A 17718-nucleotide genomic window follows, 5' to 3' on the forward strand; every position below is an offset into this window, starting at 1 on the left:
TGATGTGTACCCACCATCATCGTGTCAGGCAACTAGCCTGACCGATCTCGCTCGCTTGTCTTCGTGGAGGATTTGCACAGTTCTTCAATTCGAAGGATTCCAGAATATCGGGATCTGATATTCGTAACAATCGACATTTGCTGCGTTCTGTGTGAGTTTATTTGTCTGAGCGGCGTTGCGGCAGCCGTAAAAACATACGTGGGTTCCGATGGCGCGACACGACTTGCGCGACGCGCCCAACACGCGAGTCCTACGCACCATCCGGGCTGGCGCCAAGGCGCTGCTGGGTGCCGACCAAATGGTAGGTAAAGGGGATCACTACGCGCCCACCGTGCTCGCCGGCGCTGGCCCGGCAACTCGCACGGCGGTCCACCGCCACTGAGATCTTCGTGAACGGCTTTTCTGCGTCGGACCCGCGGGTGCCATCGCGCCCTTGCTGAGGTCGATGTCGAGATAGCCTTCTTCCCGATCCTTCGCCTGCTCGCTCACCGCCAGGACTCTTGCCGTTGCCCAGAAATTAAGCGGCTTGCGTGCCGGCCGTGATATTTCCTGACATGCAGGTTAAGTCATATCGCTTGCTGACAGTCGGCGGCCGCGACTAGTATTTCAGCCATTGCACCGTTTGCATGCGCCACCTCCGGCCCGGCGAACTTGTTGAAAACATCACAGATGCCATGCCTTTATCTACTCCGACCCGCCCAGAGTTTCGCGCCCGCTACCTAGTCGAGAGCTCCGTTCCAGCCGACAAGGTGGCAGAAGTGATCGCGGGTGAGCAGTCCACCGGCACCTTTCTGGCGCTGCCCGGCGAAACCGAGCAGCTGAAGGAGCGGTCGCGTGCCCGGGTGGTGAGCGTCCAGTCCTTGCCGCCGTTATTTCAGCCCACACTGGAGAGTGCGTTCGTCGCGCGTCAGGGTCACACGGGCGTGTTCCACCGGGCTGAAATCGAGATTGCATTCCCGATCGAGAACGTGGGCGCCAACCTGCCGACGCTGCTGGCGACGGTGGCGGGCAATCTGTTTGAACTCGGCGAGGTCACGGGCATGCGCCTGCTGGACCTGGACCTGCCCGACAGCTATGCAGCTGCCTTCCCGGGACCAGCCTTTGGTATCAGTGGCACCCGGCAGTTGGCTGGAGTGCACGGCCGTCCGCTGATCGGCACCATCATCAAGCCCAGCATCGGCCTGAGCGCCGGCCAGACGGCAGCACTGGTAGACGATCTGTGCGCAGCCGACATCGACTTCATCAAGGACGACGAGTTGATCGCCGACCCGCCTTACGCACGTTTCGAGGCCAGGCTGGCCGCTGTGATGCCGGTGCTGCAACGTCATGCCGACCGGCTGGGCCGCATGCCGATGTACGCCATCAACATAACCGGATCGGTCGATGAGCTGCTGCGCCGTCATGATTCGGTGGTGCGCGCGGGTGGCACCTGTGTGATGGTCAGCGTCAACTGGGTGGGGTTTGCGGCGGTTGAACACCTGCGTCGCCATGCGCAGGTGCCAATCCACGGGCACCGCAATGGCTGGGGCGCCTTAACGCGCCATCCGGGGCTTGGCTTCTCGTTTGAGGCGTACCAGAAGCTGTGGCGCCTGGCCGGTGTCGACCATCTGCATGTGAACGGCATCCGCAGCAAGTTTTGGGAAGCCGACGATTCAGTGATCCGCTCGGCCCGCGCCTGCCTTGCGCCGTTTGCTGGCGTGCCACCGCTGATGCCAGTGTTCTCCTCTGGCCAGTGGGCCGGCCAGGCTCCAGACTTATACCGAGAGCTGGGCTCCACCGACCTGATGCACCTGGCTGGCGGCGGCATCATCGGCCACCCCGATGGCACTGCGGCCGGCGTGCAGAGCATGCGAGACGGATGGGAGGCGGCCATTGCCGGTACCGACTTGGGTGAGTATGCAAAAACACGGCCTGCGCTGCAACGGGCGCTGGCCCACTTTGGCACCCGCTGATCCCATGGCCTTACCCGATGCTCCTGCTTTTGCTGCCGCGACCCCGCTGCGGCTCGCCTTCTACGGCGACGACTTCACCGGCTCGACCGACGCTCTGGAGGTACTTGCATTCGCCGGACTGCGTTGCGCCCTGTTTCTGAGCGTGCCCAGCACTGAAACACTGCGCGATCTGGGGCCGTTCGACGCCATCGGCGTCGCTGGCGCCAGTCGCAGCTTGACGCCGGCAGAGATGGACGAGCAATTGCCGACAGTGCTGTCAGCGCTCGCGGCGCTGCCGGTGCCACTGGTGCACTACAAGGTGTGCTCAACCTTCGACAGCAGCGCTACTGTGGGCAGCATTGGCCGGGTGATGGATCTCTCGCGCGCCGCATTCGGGTCGGCGATCATCCCCATCATCGCGGCCACGCCGGCGCTGGCTCGCTATTGCAGCTTCGGCAACCTGTACGCGCGCTCTGCCACCGACGGCCGGGTGCACCGGATTGACCGGCACCCGATCATGAGCACTCATCCGGTAACACCGATGACCGAGGCCGACCTGGTTCGCCACCTCGGTAGCCAGACCGCGCAGCCGATCACGGGTTTGCACTTGCCGTTTTTTTCCCAGACCGCGCAAGCTCGCGATATCGAATTCGACCGACTCACGCGGGACACTGGCGGAGCCTTGCTGTTCGACGGCGCCGAGCCGGCCCACCTGACCGAAGCCGGACGGCAGCTGGAGCGGCTGTGCGCGGACCGGACGGGGCCGTTGTTTTCGGTCGGCTCCTCGGGTCTCGAATACGCGCTGACCCAATGGTGGGCTCAGTGCGGCACGATCAAGCCGCCCGTCGCGGCTGCGTTTGACCGCTTCGCGCCCGTCCGCCAAGTGCTGGCCATCTCGGGCAGCGCCTCGGCCCTCAGTGCGCAGCAAATCGAGGCTGCGTTGGCGGCTGGCTTCGTCGATATCCCGGTGGACGCGTGCGCGCTTGTCGCGGCGTCCGATTGGCCGCAGCAACTCGATCTGCTGACGCTGCGCACGGTCACGGCGTTGCGCGCCGGTCGCAGCGTGATGATGCACACTGCGCGCGGCAACAGTGATCGGCGCATTCCGGCGTTGCTGGAGGCGCTGGTGGCCCGCGGCATAGAGCCCGGCCGGGCCCAGCTTGAAGGCGGCCGGCTATTAGGCCAGCGTTTGGGTCATGTGGCAGACCGGGTGTTACGCGCGGTGCCCTTGCAGCGGCTGCTGCTGTCCGGCGGCGACACCTCCAGCCTCATCACACAGCAGCTTGCACCGCAGGCCCTGCAGGTGGCCGCACGGCTCGCCCCGGGGGCGCCGCTGTGCCGGGTGCTTTCGCAAGCGTCGCACCTGGCCTCGCTCGAGATCGCCCTCAAAGGCGGGCAAATGGGCGGCTCGGACTATTTCGTCAAAGCCCTGCAGGGGACAACTTGATCCAGCGCAGTCCGATCTCATCGGCTTCCACTAACCCTCACGAGGCTCAAACCCACATGGAAACATCAATCAGCAAGCGCCGCGTGGCCGTAGTCACCGGCGGCGCGATGGGAATAGGCGCCGAGGTTTGCGCCCGTCTGGCGGCGGCGGGTTTCGCCGTCGTCGTCGCCGACCTCGACGCGGCGGCGGCCGATGAGACCGCCGCCGGCCTGCGCGAGCAGGGCAGCACCGCGCTTGCGCTGCCGCTGGACGTGGCCCAGCCCGAGTCGATCGACCGCGTTTTCGCCCAGGTCGACCGCGAGTTCGGGCGCTGCGACGTGCTGGTCAACTGCGCCGGCATCGCCAAGGTCTGTGCCTTTCTCGACTTCCCGCTCGATAACTTTCAGACCACCATGACCGTCAACGTCACCGGCACATTTCTGTGCGCCCAGGCCGCAGCGCGGCTTATGCTGCGGCAGGGTTGGGGTCGCATCGTTAACATTGCCTCCGTGGCGGGGTTGCGCGCCGTCGGCAGCGGGCGTACGGCCTACGGCACGTCGAAGGGGGCGGTCATCGCCCTGACCCGGCAGATGGCGGTGGAGTTGGCCGAACACGGGATCACGGCCAATGCCGTCTGCCCTGGTCCGGTAGACACACTGATGACGCAGGCGCTGCACACCGAGCGCTTTCGCAAAGAATATTCCAAGGCCATTCCGATGAACCGCTACGGCAGCACTGGCGAGATTGCCGCCGCCGTGATGTACCTTGTATCTGAAGAGGCGCGGTATGTGACGGGAATCGCAATGCCCGTCGATGGCGGTTTTCTGGCTTCAGGTGCGAGGGGATTATGAACACACCGCAACTACAAGGCCAAGTGGCCGTCGTCACCGGCGCGGCCTCGCCACGCGGTATCGGCTGGGCGACCGCCAAGCGTTTTGCCGACGAAGGCGCCTGCGTGGTCGTGCTCGACTTAGACCAAAACGCGGCATCGCAGGCGGCGGCGCTGCTGGGGCCGGACCACCTCGGGCTGGCCTGCGACGTGCGCGACGAAGTGGCCTGTCAGTCGGCAGTTGGTCAGGTGCTGAATCGTTTCGGGCGAGTCGACATCCTGGTAAACAACGCCGGTGTCAGCCAGTCGCAGCGCCTGCTCGACAGCACGCAGCAAGACTACGATTTGGTGATGGACAGCAGCGTGCGTGGCAGCTTCAACATGAGCCGCGCTGTGGTGCCGTTCATGTTGGGGCAGGGTCGCGGTGCAATCGTCTGCATGGGATCGGTGGCGGCGCAGCGCGGTGGCGGCATCCTGGGCGGGCCGCACTATTCAGCCGCCAAAGGCGCGCTGCAGTCGCTGGCCAAGGCCATGGCGCGTGAACTGGCGCCCGGCGGCGTGCGCGTCAATGCCGTCGCTCCGGGCATGGCAGATACCGACCTGCTGATCGGCAAGATCGACGACGCCGGCAAGCGCCGGGTGGCCGAAGGCGTTCCGCTGGGGCGTTTGGCCAGCGCGCAGGATATTGCTAACGCCTGCCTTTTTTTGGCGTCGAGCCAGTCGGCGTACATCACGGGCGTGGTGCTGGACGTCAGCGGCGGGATGCACATACACTGAATTTTTAGCGCCACCACGAGGAACGACATCTGTGCGCGATGCGCAGTGTCGTACTGCTGCGCTCGGGTATGTCCTGATCAAGTTTGTCGATAGACGTGGTTTGCGCCACCGCGCCTTCTGAACATACTGTTGTCGGCTACAGCACCGCCTTGATTCCATATCATTTTCGCTGTTCAGCCGTGCTTTACGCGCATTGGTACAAGCGTGCGCCTCGATGCTTGGTTCACGGCAGCTCGGTAAGGTATGCGCCTATTTTTCGTTTGCTCAATCCGATCCGCAACTCGCATTTCCTGACTTAGCAGTAACCCGCAGCAGCCTGTTGAAGCATTCGTTGCAGAATGAATGCTCCAGTGAAATCGGGGCACCAAATAGTCCTGATTCACTGCGGGGGATATCGACCTGGTGTCGATGGCCCGCCAGTAAAACTGACATGAAACCCAGCCAAGCACACTGTCCTATGGCTAATCGCAGGCGCCAACGATGACATTACCGCGGTTGTCCCTAAACGCGATGCGCGCTTTCGAAGCGACGGCCCGATTGCACAGCTTTAGCGCTGCTGCCGACGAATTGTTTGTCACTCATGGTGCCGTCAGCCGCCACATCCGGATATTGGAAGATTCGCTCGGTCTGCCACTATTGGCGCGCAGCGCGCACGGCACCAAACCGACCGCCGAAGGTCAGTGTTTCGCCGAGGGCTTATCGAGGGCGTTTGCGCTTATTCAGTCGAGCGTCGAGCAGTTGAGGCCCGGGCCACTGACGCTGTCGTGCTCGGAGTCGATCATGATGTACTGGTTGATCCCGCGGCTAGCGCAATTCCAAAAAACAAACCACGGGATCGAACTGCGCTTCAACATGAGTTCCGGCTCGGAGGCTTTCACGCGGGATAACAGTAGCGTTGCGCTCCGCTTGTCGAGCATCGACCCGCCGAAGCAAGTGATCAGCAACGAGGTCGTTGCCGAATGGATTGGCCCGGTCTGTTCTGCGCAATACCTGCGGAGCTTGCAAATGGAGTCGGCAGCCGACTTGACCCGTGCACGGCTCATGGTGTCGCGAACCCGGCCTCACGCCTGGACGGATTGGAGGCGGTGCGGGACCCAAGACATAGGCGACCTGCATGTTGATGAGACCTTCGATCATTTCTTCCTGTTGATCCAAGCGGCCAGGTGCGGCCTGGGTTTCATCAATGTGCCCAGGATGTTGGTACGAGAAGATTTGAACAGCGGCGCACTGGTCGCGCCGTTTGGCTTTTTGGCAGGCCCTAACAAGCTTTCGATCTGGGTTGCGTCGCACCTTAGCCGACGCCCGGACACGGTCAAATTGGTGGACTGGCTGACCGACGAATTGCGCGCAGCAGAGCAGCAGACCGACCTCGCAGCGCAATGAAAATTCGAAAGCGATAGCTTTTTCGGATTGCCTTTTTCAGGCGCGCGTTGGAAGGACTCGAAATAGGTATAACGGTTGTCCCTGATTGAGGGCTTCGAAGGGTCAGCTCGTGCTCGAACGTGTGGATGACGAACGCCCGAGTGCTGCCCGTCGCATCTTCAGGTCTGGAGCAGCAGCTGTGCGTTCCAGAACCCAGTCGACAAAACTTATGACTTCGAGGCGTTGCGCATGGCGCTCGGGATAGACAAGGAAGTGAGCCTGAACGGGCAGGTACTCGCCGGAAGCGAAGACAGGCTTGAGCCGATTTTTCTGCAGGTGTAGAGCGCCAATGGAGGTGCTCTCGAACGTCACCCCCAGTCCTTGCACTGCGGCATCCAGCGCCATGAATGCGCGATCAAAACGATAGGCATAACTCCCGGGTGTGTGGGCAATGTTCTGGGCTGCGAACCAGTCGGGCCACTGCACGACGCCGACCGTGGACTGGATCAACGGCACGTGCATTAGATCCTCGGGCGTCGCAATGCGGTGACGACGGATGAAAGTCGGGCTGGCCAACGGCATCACCTGTTCATCGAAGATGGGCCGCACGGTCAGCTGCGGCCAATGCGCAACGCCATACCGGATATCGATGTCTGCATGGCCAGCGGCGAAGTCTGAATGCACCACCGAGGCCGACATCGAAAACGAGATGTTGGGATGGTCCGTCGCAAAGTCTTTCAGACGCGGCATGAGCCACAGCGTTGCGAAGCTGGGTGTCGAATGCACATGCAGGGAATTGCGCACCCCCTTTCTCGCATTGTCCGTGGCCGCACTGATGGCCGCCATGGCACCACTGACACGCTTGAGATAGTCGTCACCCGGGATGGTGAGCTCAACGTTGTGTGCCGTGCGCTCGAACAGGCGAATGTCCAGAAATTGCTCCAGCTTGGCGATTTGATGACTGACAGCCGAAGGGGTGAGATGGAGTTCATTCGCCGCAAGGGTGAAGTTTCTTCGGCGTGCAACGGCTTCGAATGCAGTGAGACACGCGAAGGGTGGAAAGGATGCGCTCATGGTGTGAATCGGGGTAAACCTAATGATGACGATATATCACTCTACGTTGAAAGTTTATCGCTTGTTTTCAACTACAGTTTTTTTCACAATCTTGCCATTCGAATCCCATGGAGACAAATATGCTTCTTGCCAACAAAGTGGTTCTCGTCACCGGTGGTGCCGGCATTAACGGGCTGGGCTTTGCTACCGCGCTCCAGATGGCCAGTCACGGCGCACTCGTAGCGATCATGGATCTGGAAGGCGCCAGGCCCGAGGAGGCTGCCAGGCGACTTGGCGAGGAGCATCTGGGTGTGGTGGCCAGCGTCACCGACAAGGCTGCTGTGGACCGTGCAGTGGAGCAAGTGCTGGCCCGGTTCGATCGCATCGACATCCTGGTCAACAACGCAGGCATCACGCAACCGCGCAAGACCGTCGACATCACGGCCGAGGACTACGACGCGGTGCTCGACGTGAGCTTGCGTGGCACGCTCTTGTGTTCCCAGGCGGTGATCCCGGTGATGGAGCGCCAGGGAAGCGGCTCGATCATCTGCATTTCGTCGGTCTCCGCGCAGCGCGGGGGCGGCATCCTGGGCGGGCCGCATTACTCCGCCGCGAAGGCCGGAGTGCTCGGACTGGCTCGCGCCATGGCGCGTGAATTGGGCAGCGCGGGCATCCGCGTCAACTGCATCGCCCCGGGCCTGATCGGCACTGACATCATCAAGGGCAAGCTCACGGAAGCCAAGAAGGCGGAGATCGCCGAGACGATTCCGTTGGGTCGCCTGGGCCGCCCCAACGACGTCGCGGGCGCCTGCGTTTTCCTTGGCAGCGATTTGTCGGCTTACTGCACGGGCATCACGCTCGACGTCAATGGCGGCATGCTGATTCACTAGGGCAGAGAGTTCTGCGACGTCATGGTTTGCTACCCATGACGACTTGTCGTGTCCAGCATATTGCCGGGTGCCAAAGCGGCTGGTGACGCTACACCCAGCCGGGGCATCTTGTTGAAATTCACCTGCAAGTGCTGCGCTCGAACAGCACACATTCGAACCCACGAGACCACACACCATGACCACACTGACTCGTCGCGCCTTGCTGGCTCAATCCGCTGCCCTGCCGCTGTTCTCGATCATTTCGCACCGTGCCGATGCAGCCGAGTTCGAACTCAAATACGCGACCGGGCAGGACCCGACCCATCCGGTCAATCTGCGGGCCAAGGAGGCACTTGACCGCATCCGCGAAGCCACGTCAGGGCGGGTCAACATCAAACTGTTTCCGGCCAATCAGCTGGGCAGCGACACGGACCTGCTGTCGCAAGTGCGCAATGGCTCGGTCGAGTTTTTCAACCTGTCCTCGCTGATCCTGGCGACCTTCGTCCCGATCTCGGGCATCACCAGCGTTGGCTTCGCCTTCAAAAACTACGACGATGTGTGGAAGGCCATGGACGGTGACTTGGGCGCCTATATCCGGGCCGAGATTGCCAAGACGCCCATCTTCACCGTCTCGAAGATCTGGGACAACGGATTCCGTCACATCACCTCCTCGACGCGCGAGATCAAGACCTCTGCGGACCTCAAAGGTTTCAAGGTGCGGGTGCCGCCCGCTCCCCCGCTGACCTCGCTGTTCACTGCCCTGGAAGCTGCTCCGTCGCCCATCAACTTCAACGAGCTCTACACCGCCTTGCAGACCAAGGTGGTGGAAGGCCAGGAAAACCCGCTTGCCATCATCTCCACGGCGCGGCTCTACGAAGTACAAAAGACATGCAGCCTGACCGGTCATGTCTGGGATGGCTACTGGGTGCTGGGCAACAAGCGCGCGTTTCAGAAATTGCCGGTGGAAGTCCAGCAAATCATCACGCGCGAAATTGACAGGTCCGGCACCGACGAGCGCGCCGACATCGCCCGACTGACCGGAAGCCTCAAGGCCGATCTCCAGGCCAAGGGGATCAACTTCGTAGACGTGGAACAGGAGGATTTTCGCAAGAAGCTCGCTGGCACCAGCTTCTACAGCGAGTGGAAGACGAAGTACGGCACTGTGCCCTGGGATCTGCTGGAAAAAGTTTCGGGAAAACTCGGTTGATAACAGGCCATGAACACTCCTGGTGAAGAGTCCGGGGCCGCAGCCGGGTCGCTGCGGCGTGCGCCCATTGCGTGGCTCGAAACACTGAACAAGGTTCTGGCCACACTGGTTGAACTTCCGGCCGCGTTGCTGGTGCTGGCCGAAGTGATTGTGCTGCTGATGGGTGTGACGAGCCGGTATGTCCTGCACACGCCGCTGGTCTGGTCCGATGAGTTGGCATCGATCCTCTTCCTCTGGTTGGCCATGCTCGGATCGATTGTCGCTTTCCAGCGCGGTGAACACATGCGAATGACAGCCATTGTCGGGAAAATGGAACCTGACAAGAGAGCTTTTCTCGATCTCATCGCGATCGCTTCAGCCGTCGCCTTCCTGGCGTTCGTTGTTCACCCGGCCTACGAGTTTGCCTCGGACGAGGCGTTCGTCACCACACCGGCGATGGGCATCCCGAACTCCTGGCGAGCTGCTGCACTGCCCATTGGGCTGGGATTGATGTTGCTGGTCGGAATCATCCAGATCTTCCGCTTTGCCCGGTTGAAAGAGGCATTCCTGGCATTGGGTCTGGTGGCAATCGTCATCGGCGCAATGACGTTGATCGGGCCGCTGCTCATGAAGCTGGGCAACTGGAACTTGATGTTGTTTTTCGTGTTCGGCGTCGGTGCCATGGTGCTGCTGGGTCTGCCGATTGCTTTCTCGTTTGGACTGGCAACGTTCGGCTACATCGCACTGACGACCAACACGCCGACCATGGTCATTGTTGGCCGGATGGACGAAGGCATGAGCCACCTCATCCTGCTGGCCGTCCCGCTGTTCGTCCTGCTGGGCCTGCTGATCGAGATGACCGGCATTGCACGCGCCATGGTCAATTTCCTGGCCAATTTGCTCGGGCATGTGCGCGGCGGACTGTCGTACGTGCTGATCGGTGCGATGTACCTGGTCTCGGGCATCTCGGGCTCCAAGGCGGCAGACATGGCGGCCGTGGCACCGGCCCTTTTCCCGGAAATGCGCAAACGAGGCGCCAAGCCGGGCGACCTGGTGGCCCTGCTGTCCGCGACGGGTGCGCAGACCGAGACGATCCCGCCCTCGCTGGTGCTCATCACCATCGGGTCGGCAACAGGTGTGTCCATTGCAGCGTTGTTCACCGGCGGCCTGCTGCCCGGTGTCGTGGTGGGTGCGACCCTGGCCGCACTGGTCTGGTGGCGCTATCGGGGCGAGGACCTGACCGGCGTGCGACGCGCGACCCGGCGTGAGATCGGCAAATCGTTTTTGATTGCCATTCCTGCGCTGGCGCTGCCGGTCGTCATTCGTGCCGCAGTGGTGGAGGGCGTTGCCACCGCCACGGAGGTGTCGACGATTGGCATCGTTTACGTCGTCATCACCGGACTCCTCGTGTATCGGCAGTTCGACTGGAAGCGGATCTACCCGATGCTCGTGAGCACCGCGTCACTGTCGGGCGCCATCCTGTTCATCATCGGTGCGGCCACCGGCATGGCCTGGGCGCTGACACAGTCCGGCTTTTCGACGGCGCTGGCCGATTCGATGAAGGCATTGCCAGGCGGTGCGGTGACGTTCATGGCCGTGTCTGTCGTGGCTTTCATCGTCCTGGGGTCGGTCCTCGAAGGCATCCCCGCCATCGTGCTGTTGGGACCTCTGTTGTTTCCTATTGCCCGCCAGGTCGGCATTCACGAAGTGCACTACGCCATGGTCGTGACCCTGTCGATGGGCATCGGCCTGTTCGCGCCGCCCTTTGGCGTGGGTTACTACGCGGCCTGCGCGATCAGCCGGATCCATCCGAATGAGGGAATGAAGCCGATCGTGGGCTACATGGTTGCCTTGTTCATCGGAACGGTCCTGGTGGCGGCGATCCCGTGGATCTCCACCGGATTCCTCTGACCAGCATCCCCCCGGCCACTGTTCATTTTTGCAAGGAGCTCACCATGTCTGATTTATCTGCGCTTCAACAAAGCGCTTACCGCATCCGCCGCTACGCATTGCGTATGGGGGAAGTTCAAGGGCAGGGCTACGTCGGCCAGGCGCTTGGCTGGGCCGACGTGCTCGCCGTGGCTTATGGCCATGCAATGACCTACCGGCCCGAGGATCCGAAATGGGAGGGCCGTGACCGCTTCCTGCTCTCGCATGGCCATTACGCCATCGCCTTTTACGCAGCACTGATTGACGCCAGGATCATTCCCGAGGCAGAACTCGAAACCTACGGCAGCGACGACAGCCGCCTGCCCATGTCGGGAATGGCGACGTACACGCCCGGCATGGAAATGTCCGGCGGCTCGCTCGGCCAGGGCCTCCCCATCGCGGTCGGCATGGCGCTGGGATTGCGTTTGAAGAATAACCCGGCGTTCGTCTACAACTCGATGTCCGATGGCGAACTGGACGAAGGATCGACCTGGGAAGCTGCCATGGGCGCGGCGCACCATCGCCTGTCGAACCTGATCTGCCTGATCGACATCAACAACCAGCAGGCCGATGGTCCTTCCGGAAAGATCATGGGCTTCGAGCCGCTCGCCGACAAATGGGCCTCGTTCGGGTGGCATGTGCAACGCGTCGACGGCAATGACATGCCTGCCGTCATCGCTGCGTTCGATGCAGCGCGTGCGCTGCAGGAAGACAAACCGCGCGTGATCCTGTTCGACACGTTGATGGGCAAGGGTGTGCCGTTCCTTGAGGTACGCGAGAAGAATCATTTCATCCGTGTCGATCCGCCAGAGTGGCAACAGGCCATCGCTCATGTCGACAGCACCCAAACCGAAGGAGCCGTGTGATGAACACCCTCACCACCATTGAAAAGAAGCCAAGGCTCACCACCTCGGCCATGATTGCCTCGATCGCGAGCGAAGGCCAGCGTGTCACGGCGGCCCCGTTCGGCAAGGCGCTGGTCGAGCTGGCACGCAACCGACCCGAGATCGTGGGCATGACGGCCGATCTGGCCAAGTACACCGACCTTCACCTCTTCGCCAAGGAGTACCCGGAGCGCTTCTTCCAGATGGGCATGGCCGAGCAGCTGCTGATGGCAGCCGCGGGCGGTATGGCCAAGGAAGGCTTCATTCCCTTCGCCACGACCTATGCCGTATTCGGCACCCGTCGCGCCTATGACTTCATGCACCAGGTCATTGCCGAAGAAAACCTCAACGTCAAGATCTGCTGTGCACTGCCCGGCTTGACCACAGGCTACGGCCCGAGTCATCAGGCAACCGAAGACCTGGCCATGATGCGCTGCATTCCCGGGCTGACGATCATCGACCCGTGTGACGCACTCGACATCGAACAGGCCGTGCCGCAAATGGCCGACCATCAGGGCCCCGTCTACATGCGACTGCCGCGCGGCAACGTGCCGCTGGTACTCGACGAGTACGACTACAAGTTCGAGCTCGGCAAGGCCAAGCTGATTCGTGACGGCAATGCCGTGCTGGTGATCGCCAGCGGCTTCATGACCATGCGCGCTCTGGAAGTTGCCGATCAGCTGAAGGCCGATGGCATCGAGGTTGCGGTGCTGCATGTGCCCACCATCAAGCCGCTCGACGAGGCGACGATCCTGGCGGAAGTACGGCGCATGGGCCGGCTTGTCGTGGTTGCGGAAAACCACTCTGTCATCGGTGGACTGGGCGAGGCGGTCGCCGGCCTGTTGATGCGCTCGGGCGTAAGCACGGCATTCCGCCAGATCGGCCTGCCGGACGCGTTCCTTGATGCGGGCGCGCTGCCAACCCTGCACGACCGCTACGGCATCTCGACTCAGACGATGAGCCGGCAAATCAAGAACTGGGTCTGAGCCATGAAAGTGACATTCATTGGAGTTGGCGCGATCGGCTTGCCGATGGCCCTGCAGATCAAGGCGGCAGGACATGCTGTGACCGGTGTCGATGTCTCGGACGCAGTCCTGGCGCTCGCAATGGCTCAGGGGATCGAAACCGTCCGCGAATTTTCCGAGGCGCCGCCTGCCGATGCGGTCGTGGTCATGGTCGCAACGCCCGATCAACTGGCGATGCTCGTCGAGCGCGTCGGCACGGCAGCGCAGGGCATGCTGTGGATCATCATGTCGACGGTCGGGCCCCAGTCCGTGCGTGAACAGGGAGAAGCGCTTCAGCGTGCAGGCGCTCGTGTCGTCGACGCCCCGGTGACAGGAGGAGTGGCGCGCGCGAAAACCGCAGAATTGGTGATCTTCGCCGCGGGCTCTCCGCCCGACGTGGCTTCAGCCAGGCCGTTGCTGGAGGCCATGGGCACGGTTCGTGTGACGGGCGAACGACTCGGCGATGGGCAGAGCATCAAGGTGGTTAACCAACATCTTTGTTCAGTGCACATCGCTGCGGCCGCCGAGGCGCTCAATCTGGCACGCCTGCTGGGCCTCGATCCTGCGGTAGTCCTGGGTCTGGTGCAAGGCGGTGCGGCCGGGTCCTGGATGCTTTCTGATCGTGGCCCGCGCATGGTGGCGGGCACCGATGTGGAAGTAACGAGCACGGTCCATATCTTCGTCAAGGACAGCGGTCTTGTGATGGCGGCAGGCGAGACTTGCGGCGCACAACTTCCATTGCTGTCGATCGCTCACGAGCGCTTTTGTATGGCAGCTGAGGCAGGACTCGCGGCGCGCGATGACAGTCGGGTCATTGAAACTTGGTTCAGTACGACCTGACTTTCATGAATTTGTCAGGCCCTTGATATTTTACTTTGCTGATCGCACAGCAGCAAATCCGTCGAGCAAATGACAAGTGAAGCTCGTCGGACTGAAGACGCAGGTTGCATCGAGCGGGGTTAGGTCGGCTCATTCGGTATCTGCGAGGCTGTTCGAAGTACCTGGTGAACTACCAGCAACGATGCGCGCAGGGCCTGCCAATCTCAAGTGCCGATGCTGAATCTGCAGTCCACTATGTCGTCGGTCAGCGCATGAAACGCAACGGGCTGGAGGAATCGTGCGAGAAGTGGCTGCTGCTGCGATTTTATGGGATGCGCCCCTGAATTTTGCCACTCCCACCTGGATGCGGTTACGGGTAGGGGCGTTCATTCCATTGACTTCCGCTTACGGTAATACTGCTGGTCTCGCGATTCTGTCCAATCCTGGCGACAAGAATCCTGTGAAGCGATAAGCCATAGCTTGTGATTTCCTAGTGCGATGACAGCTTGGGTCGAAGGTCGGCTCATGGCCCGGAAGCAGCCAGTCGAACCTGTTGATCTCGCACGCGTTCCCTGCACAGCCGTGCCTTCGATACCCGCATTTAACCCGCGACCCAGCGCACGCGAGTGTCCGCCACCCGCTCCAGGAGGTCCTCGCGTGCGCGCCCAAGGTAGGGCCGCTGTGCCCACCAATGTATGCACCAGCCCGGACTGCGCGTCGACCCCGATATGCGCCTTCATCCCGAAGTGCCATGCATGGACGCCCCCGGTTTGCCAAGCTCTCAGTTCACGACGGCTCGAAGGTAACGATTACAGCCATGCATCCGGACTTCAAGTGCAGGCTGTGCCTGCGGTCCCTGATGGAATTAACTGCGGCAATCTGATGCCTCAAAGGCATCAATCACGAAAAAAAAGGCAATAGTTTTTATCGTTAAATTCTTTCAAAGTCCGTCATCTGAGCGACGCACCAGCGACACATTTCTCGATTCGAGCCGCATGACACAACCCTCCCTAATTACCACCGATATCGACTACTCAAAGGCGGGTTTGCAGACGGGCCATTTGCGCCTGCCTTACTCGCACAACCGGTCCGGCTATGGGCACATTCCTGTGCCGATGGCAGTGCTCAACGGCGCTCCGGGCCCCACGTTGCTACTGACTGGCGGAAACCATGGCGATGAGTACGAAGGTCCCGTAGCGCTGATGAAATTCATGCGGGGCATGGCCAGCATGTCGATCCGTGGCCGGATCATCGTGATCCCGGGCCTCAACTATCCGGCACTGTTGGCAGGCACACGTCTTTCACCGATCGATGGCGCGAATCTGAACCGGGTATTTCCAGGCAAGCGCAACGGTACGCTGACCGAAATGATCGCGCACTACCTCGACACGGTGCTGTTTCCGTTGGCGGACGTGGTGCTCGACATCCACGCGGGGGGGCTGTCCACCAACTATTTGCCCACCTTGCTTGCGTCCCCACCAGCCGATCCGGGACGCAATTCTGAATACCGCGGGCTTGTCGAGGCCTTCGGAGCGCCGCGCGCAATGATCATGGATCTGCTGGGAGAAGACCGGACCTACGGTGCGGCCGTGGAACGGCAAGGCATCTTCTTCCTGTGCGGTGAGTTCGGCGGCGCGGCCGCCTGCAGCATTGAAGGCGTGACCATTGTCGAAGAAGGCATCGGCCGGCTGCTGGTGGAAATGCGCATGGTCGATGGGGCAGGGGCGCCGGATGCAGCGGCTGCACGCCCGACTCGGTACCTGCGAGTGGAAGGGGCGCCGCATTACGTGTTTGCGAATGCCGAGGGAATCTTTGAGCCCGCTTTCCAGCTGGGCGACGAAGTGAAGGCAGGCCAACTGGCCGGGCACATCCATGACCCACACAGGCCAACCGACGCGCCAACAGCGCTGCACTTTCGAGGTTCCGGCTTGGTGGTATGCATCCGACCGCTGGCGCGCGTCGAGGCGGGCGACTGCGTGGTCCACCTGGCCGCCGACACGGCATGGGCCTGAACATTCTTTTCCAACTTTTTTCGGAACTTCAATGAAACACTTGTTTGCCAGCGCGGCTGCCGCAGCGACCTTGGCTGCGGCCTCACTGCTTGCAAGCTCGCCGTCGTTCGCACAAGCGAACGCGTCGAACACGCTTCGCTTTGTGCCGCAGGCCGATCTGAAGGTACTCGATCCGGTTTTCACGACCAATTACGTCACGCGCAACTTCGCCTACCTCGTGTACGACACGCTCTTCGGGCAAGACGAGCAGGGCGTGCCGAGGCCGCAAATGGTTGACAGATACACCAAGTCCAAAGACGGCCTGCAGTGGACCTTCACCTTGCGCAACGCGTTGCAGTTTCACGACGGGGCTCCCGTCAAGGCCGCGGACTGCGTCGCTTCACTGCGCCGCTGGTCGCAGAAGGACAGCTACGGACGCGCCATGGTGGTAGCCGGCGCGCAATGGGAAGCCGTCGACGACAAGACTTTCAGGCTGACCCTGAAGGACTCGTTCGGACTCGTGCTGGAGGCGCTGTCGAAGGTATCGAGTCACGCGCCTTTCATCATGTCCGAGAAGGCCATTGCCGCTGCGGGCAACGGCCCGGTGACCGATGTCAATGGCTCGGGCCCCTATACGTTCCGACGGGCTGAATGGGCACCCGGCAACAAGGTGGTCTTTGTGCGCAACGCAGCCTACGTGGCACGCAGCGAGGCGGGCAATTTTCTGGCCGGAAGCAAAAAGGCGGCTATCGAACGCATCGAATGGATCATCCTGCCCGACGCCAACACAGCCACGGCCGCGCTCAAGACCGGCGAAGTCGACATGCTCGAACTGGTGCCGCCTGACAACGTGGCGCCGCTGCGGCTCGATCCGGCGGTACGTGTCGGGGCGGCTGGCGCCTACCAGGCAGACCTGATCGTCAACAACCTGCAGCCCCCATTCAACAATCCCAAGGTCCGGCAAGCCATGCTGCTGGCGGTCGACCAGGAACGGTTCATGGCGGGTATGGGCTATTCGCTCGACATGCGCCTGAAGCATTGCGCGAGCTTCTTTGTCTGCGGCAAGCCCAATGGAACGACCGCTGGATCCGAGGCCTACAGCAAGCCCGATCTGGTCAAAGCCAAACAATTGCTCGCCGAATCTGGCTACAAGGGGGAAAAGGTGGTGGTGCTGGTGCCCACGGACTACGCCAACCTGAACAGCGCCTCGTTGATCGCGATCCAGACCATGAAAAGCCTGGGCATGAATGTCGAGGGCCAGACGAGCGACTGGGCCACCATCGTGAGCCGCAGAGTCAAAAAGGATCCGGTCGACAAGGGTGGCTGGAGCGCCTATGCGACCTTCGCTGTCGAGTCGAGCATCGATTCGCCGCTCACCAACTTCATGCTGGGCGCATCCTGCGGCAACAGCATGCCTGGATGGCCGTGCGACGAGCAGTTGGACACCTTGCGCCACGCCTGGATCAGCGAGACGGTGCCGGGAAAATCTCGCGAGCTGTTGGAGCGCTTCCAGCGCCGCGCCTTCGAAACGGTGCCTTACGTTCCGCTGGGCCAGTACGCGGGCGCCTTCGCCATTCGCAAATCGGTCAACGGCGCAGAAAAGGTCACCACCGATGTGCCCACGCTCTGGATGTTGAGCAAGTGACCACGACCCCCAT

The 17718-nt window shown here is 61.7% G+C and carries 15 protein-coding genes; 14 read left to right on the forward strand and 1 reads right to left on the reverse strand.

Features of this window, described 5'->3' with window-relative positions; genetic code table 11:
- The first annotated feature begins 674 nt into the window (after positions 1-674).
- From RCH10_RS22585 to RCH10_RS22605, 5 genes are all read left to right on the forward strand, one after another.
- Positions 675-1952 (forward strand): ribulose-bisphosphate carboxylase large subunit family protein, encoded by a 1278-nt coding sequence (locus RCH10_RS22585; protein WP_409054191.1) that lies wholly within the window; start codon positions 675-677, stop codon positions 1950-1952.
- Positions 1953-1956: 4 nt separating this feature from the next.
- Positions 1957-3378, forward strand: a complete 1422-nt coding sequence (locus RCH10_RS22590) for a four-carbon acid sugar kinase family protein (RefSeq protein WP_409054162.1) — start codon at positions 1957-1959, stop codon at positions 3376-3378.
- Positions 3379-3434: 56 nt separating this feature from the next.
- On the forward strand, positions 3435-4208 hold the full coding sequence (locus RCH10_RS22595; protein WP_409054192.1) for an SDR family NAD(P)-dependent oxidoreductase: 774 nt from the start codon (positions 3435-3437) through the stop codon (positions 4206-4208).
- A complete protein-coding gene (locus RCH10_RS22600; protein ID WP_409054163.1) occupies positions 4205-4963 on the forward strand; it encodes an SDR family NAD(P)-dependent oxidoreductase in 759 nt (252 codons plus the stop codon). Before RCH10_RS22595 ends, RCH10_RS22600 begins: the two co-directional genes overlap by 4 nt.
- Positions 4964-5473: 510 nt before the next feature.
- The gene (locus RCH10_RS22605) at positions 5474-6346 is read left to right on the forward strand and encodes a LysR substrate-binding domain-containing protein (protein WP_409054164.1); all 873 of its coding nucleotides are present in this window, start codon (positions 5474-5476) and stop codon (positions 6344-6346) included.
- Between the two features lie 102 nt (positions 6347-6448).
- Here the strand turns inward: RCH10_RS22605 and RCH10_RS22610 are convergent, their stop codons facing one another.
- Positions 6449-7399, reverse strand: coding sequence for a LysR substrate-binding domain-containing protein (locus RCH10_RS22610; protein WP_409054165.1), 951 nt, complete (start codon positions 7397-7399; stop codon positions 6449-6451).
- 119 nt (positions 7400-7518) lie between these two features.
- Between RCH10_RS22610 and RCH10_RS22615 the strand changes: the two genes are divergently transcribed.
- The 9 genes from RCH10_RS22615 to RCH10_RS22655 all read left to right on the forward strand — a co-directional run bounded on the left by RCH10_RS22615 (position 7519) and on the right by RCH10_RS22655 (position 17705).
- Entirely contained in the window at positions 7519-8268 is a 750-nt protein-coding gene (locus RCH10_RS22615) for an SDR family NAD(P)-dependent oxidoreductase (protein WP_409054166.1), read from the forward strand.
- A 175-nt stretch (positions 8269-8443) separates the two neighbouring features.
- A complete protein-coding gene (locus RCH10_RS22620; RefSeq protein WP_409054167.1) occupies positions 8444-9454 on the forward strand; it encodes a TRAP transporter substrate-binding protein in 1011 nt (336 codons plus the stop codon).
- 9 nt (positions 9455-9463) lie between these two features.
- Entirely contained in the window at positions 9464-11344 is a 1881-nt protein-coding gene (locus tag RCH10_RS22625; protein ID WP_409054168.1) for a TRAP transporter large permease subunit, read from the forward strand.
- 44 nt (positions 11345-11388) lie between these two features.
- On the forward strand, positions 11389-12228 hold the full coding sequence (locus RCH10_RS22630) for a transketolase (protein ID WP_409054169.1): 840 nt from the start codon (positions 11389-11391) through the stop codon (positions 12226-12228).
- On the forward strand, positions 12228-13232 hold the full coding sequence (locus tag RCH10_RS22635; protein WP_409054170.1) for a transketolase family protein: 1005 nt from the start codon (positions 12228-12230) through the stop codon (positions 13230-13232). The genes RCH10_RS22630 and RCH10_RS22635 overlap by 1 nt, the downstream gene beginning before the upstream one ends.
- Before the next feature lie 3 nt (positions 13233-13235).
- On the forward strand, positions 13236-14090 hold the full coding sequence (locus RCH10_RS22640; RefSeq protein WP_323499586.1) for an NAD(P)-dependent oxidoreductase: 855 nt from the start codon (positions 13236-13238) through the stop codon (positions 14088-14090).
- Positions 14091-14254: 164 nt separating this feature from the next.
- Positions 14255-14413 carry a hypothetical protein gene (locus RCH10_RS22645; protein ID WP_323499585.1) on the forward strand — a complete coding sequence of 53 codons (159 nt, stop codon included), beginning with the start codon at positions 14255-14257 and terminating at the stop codon, positions 14411-14413.
- Between the two features lie 651 nt (positions 14414-15064).
- Complete coding sequence (locus tag RCH10_RS22650; RefSeq protein ID WP_409054171.1) at positions 15065-16081, forward strand: succinylglutamate desuccinylase/aspartoacylase family protein; 1017 nt, start codon at positions 15065-15067, stop codon at positions 16079-16081.
- Positions 16082-16112: 31 nt separating this feature from the next.
- Entirely contained in the window at positions 16113-17705 is a 1593-nt protein-coding gene (locus RCH10_RS22655) for an ABC transporter substrate-binding protein (RefSeq protein WP_409054172.1), read from the forward strand.
- The last annotated feature ends 13 nt before the right edge of the window (positions 17706-17718 follow it).

Origin of the sequence: Variovorax sp. GrIS 2.14 (assembly GCF_046115955.1) — a bacterium.
GTDB lineage: Bacteria > Pseudomonadota > Gammaproteobacteria > Burkholderiales > Burkholderiaceae_C > Variovorax.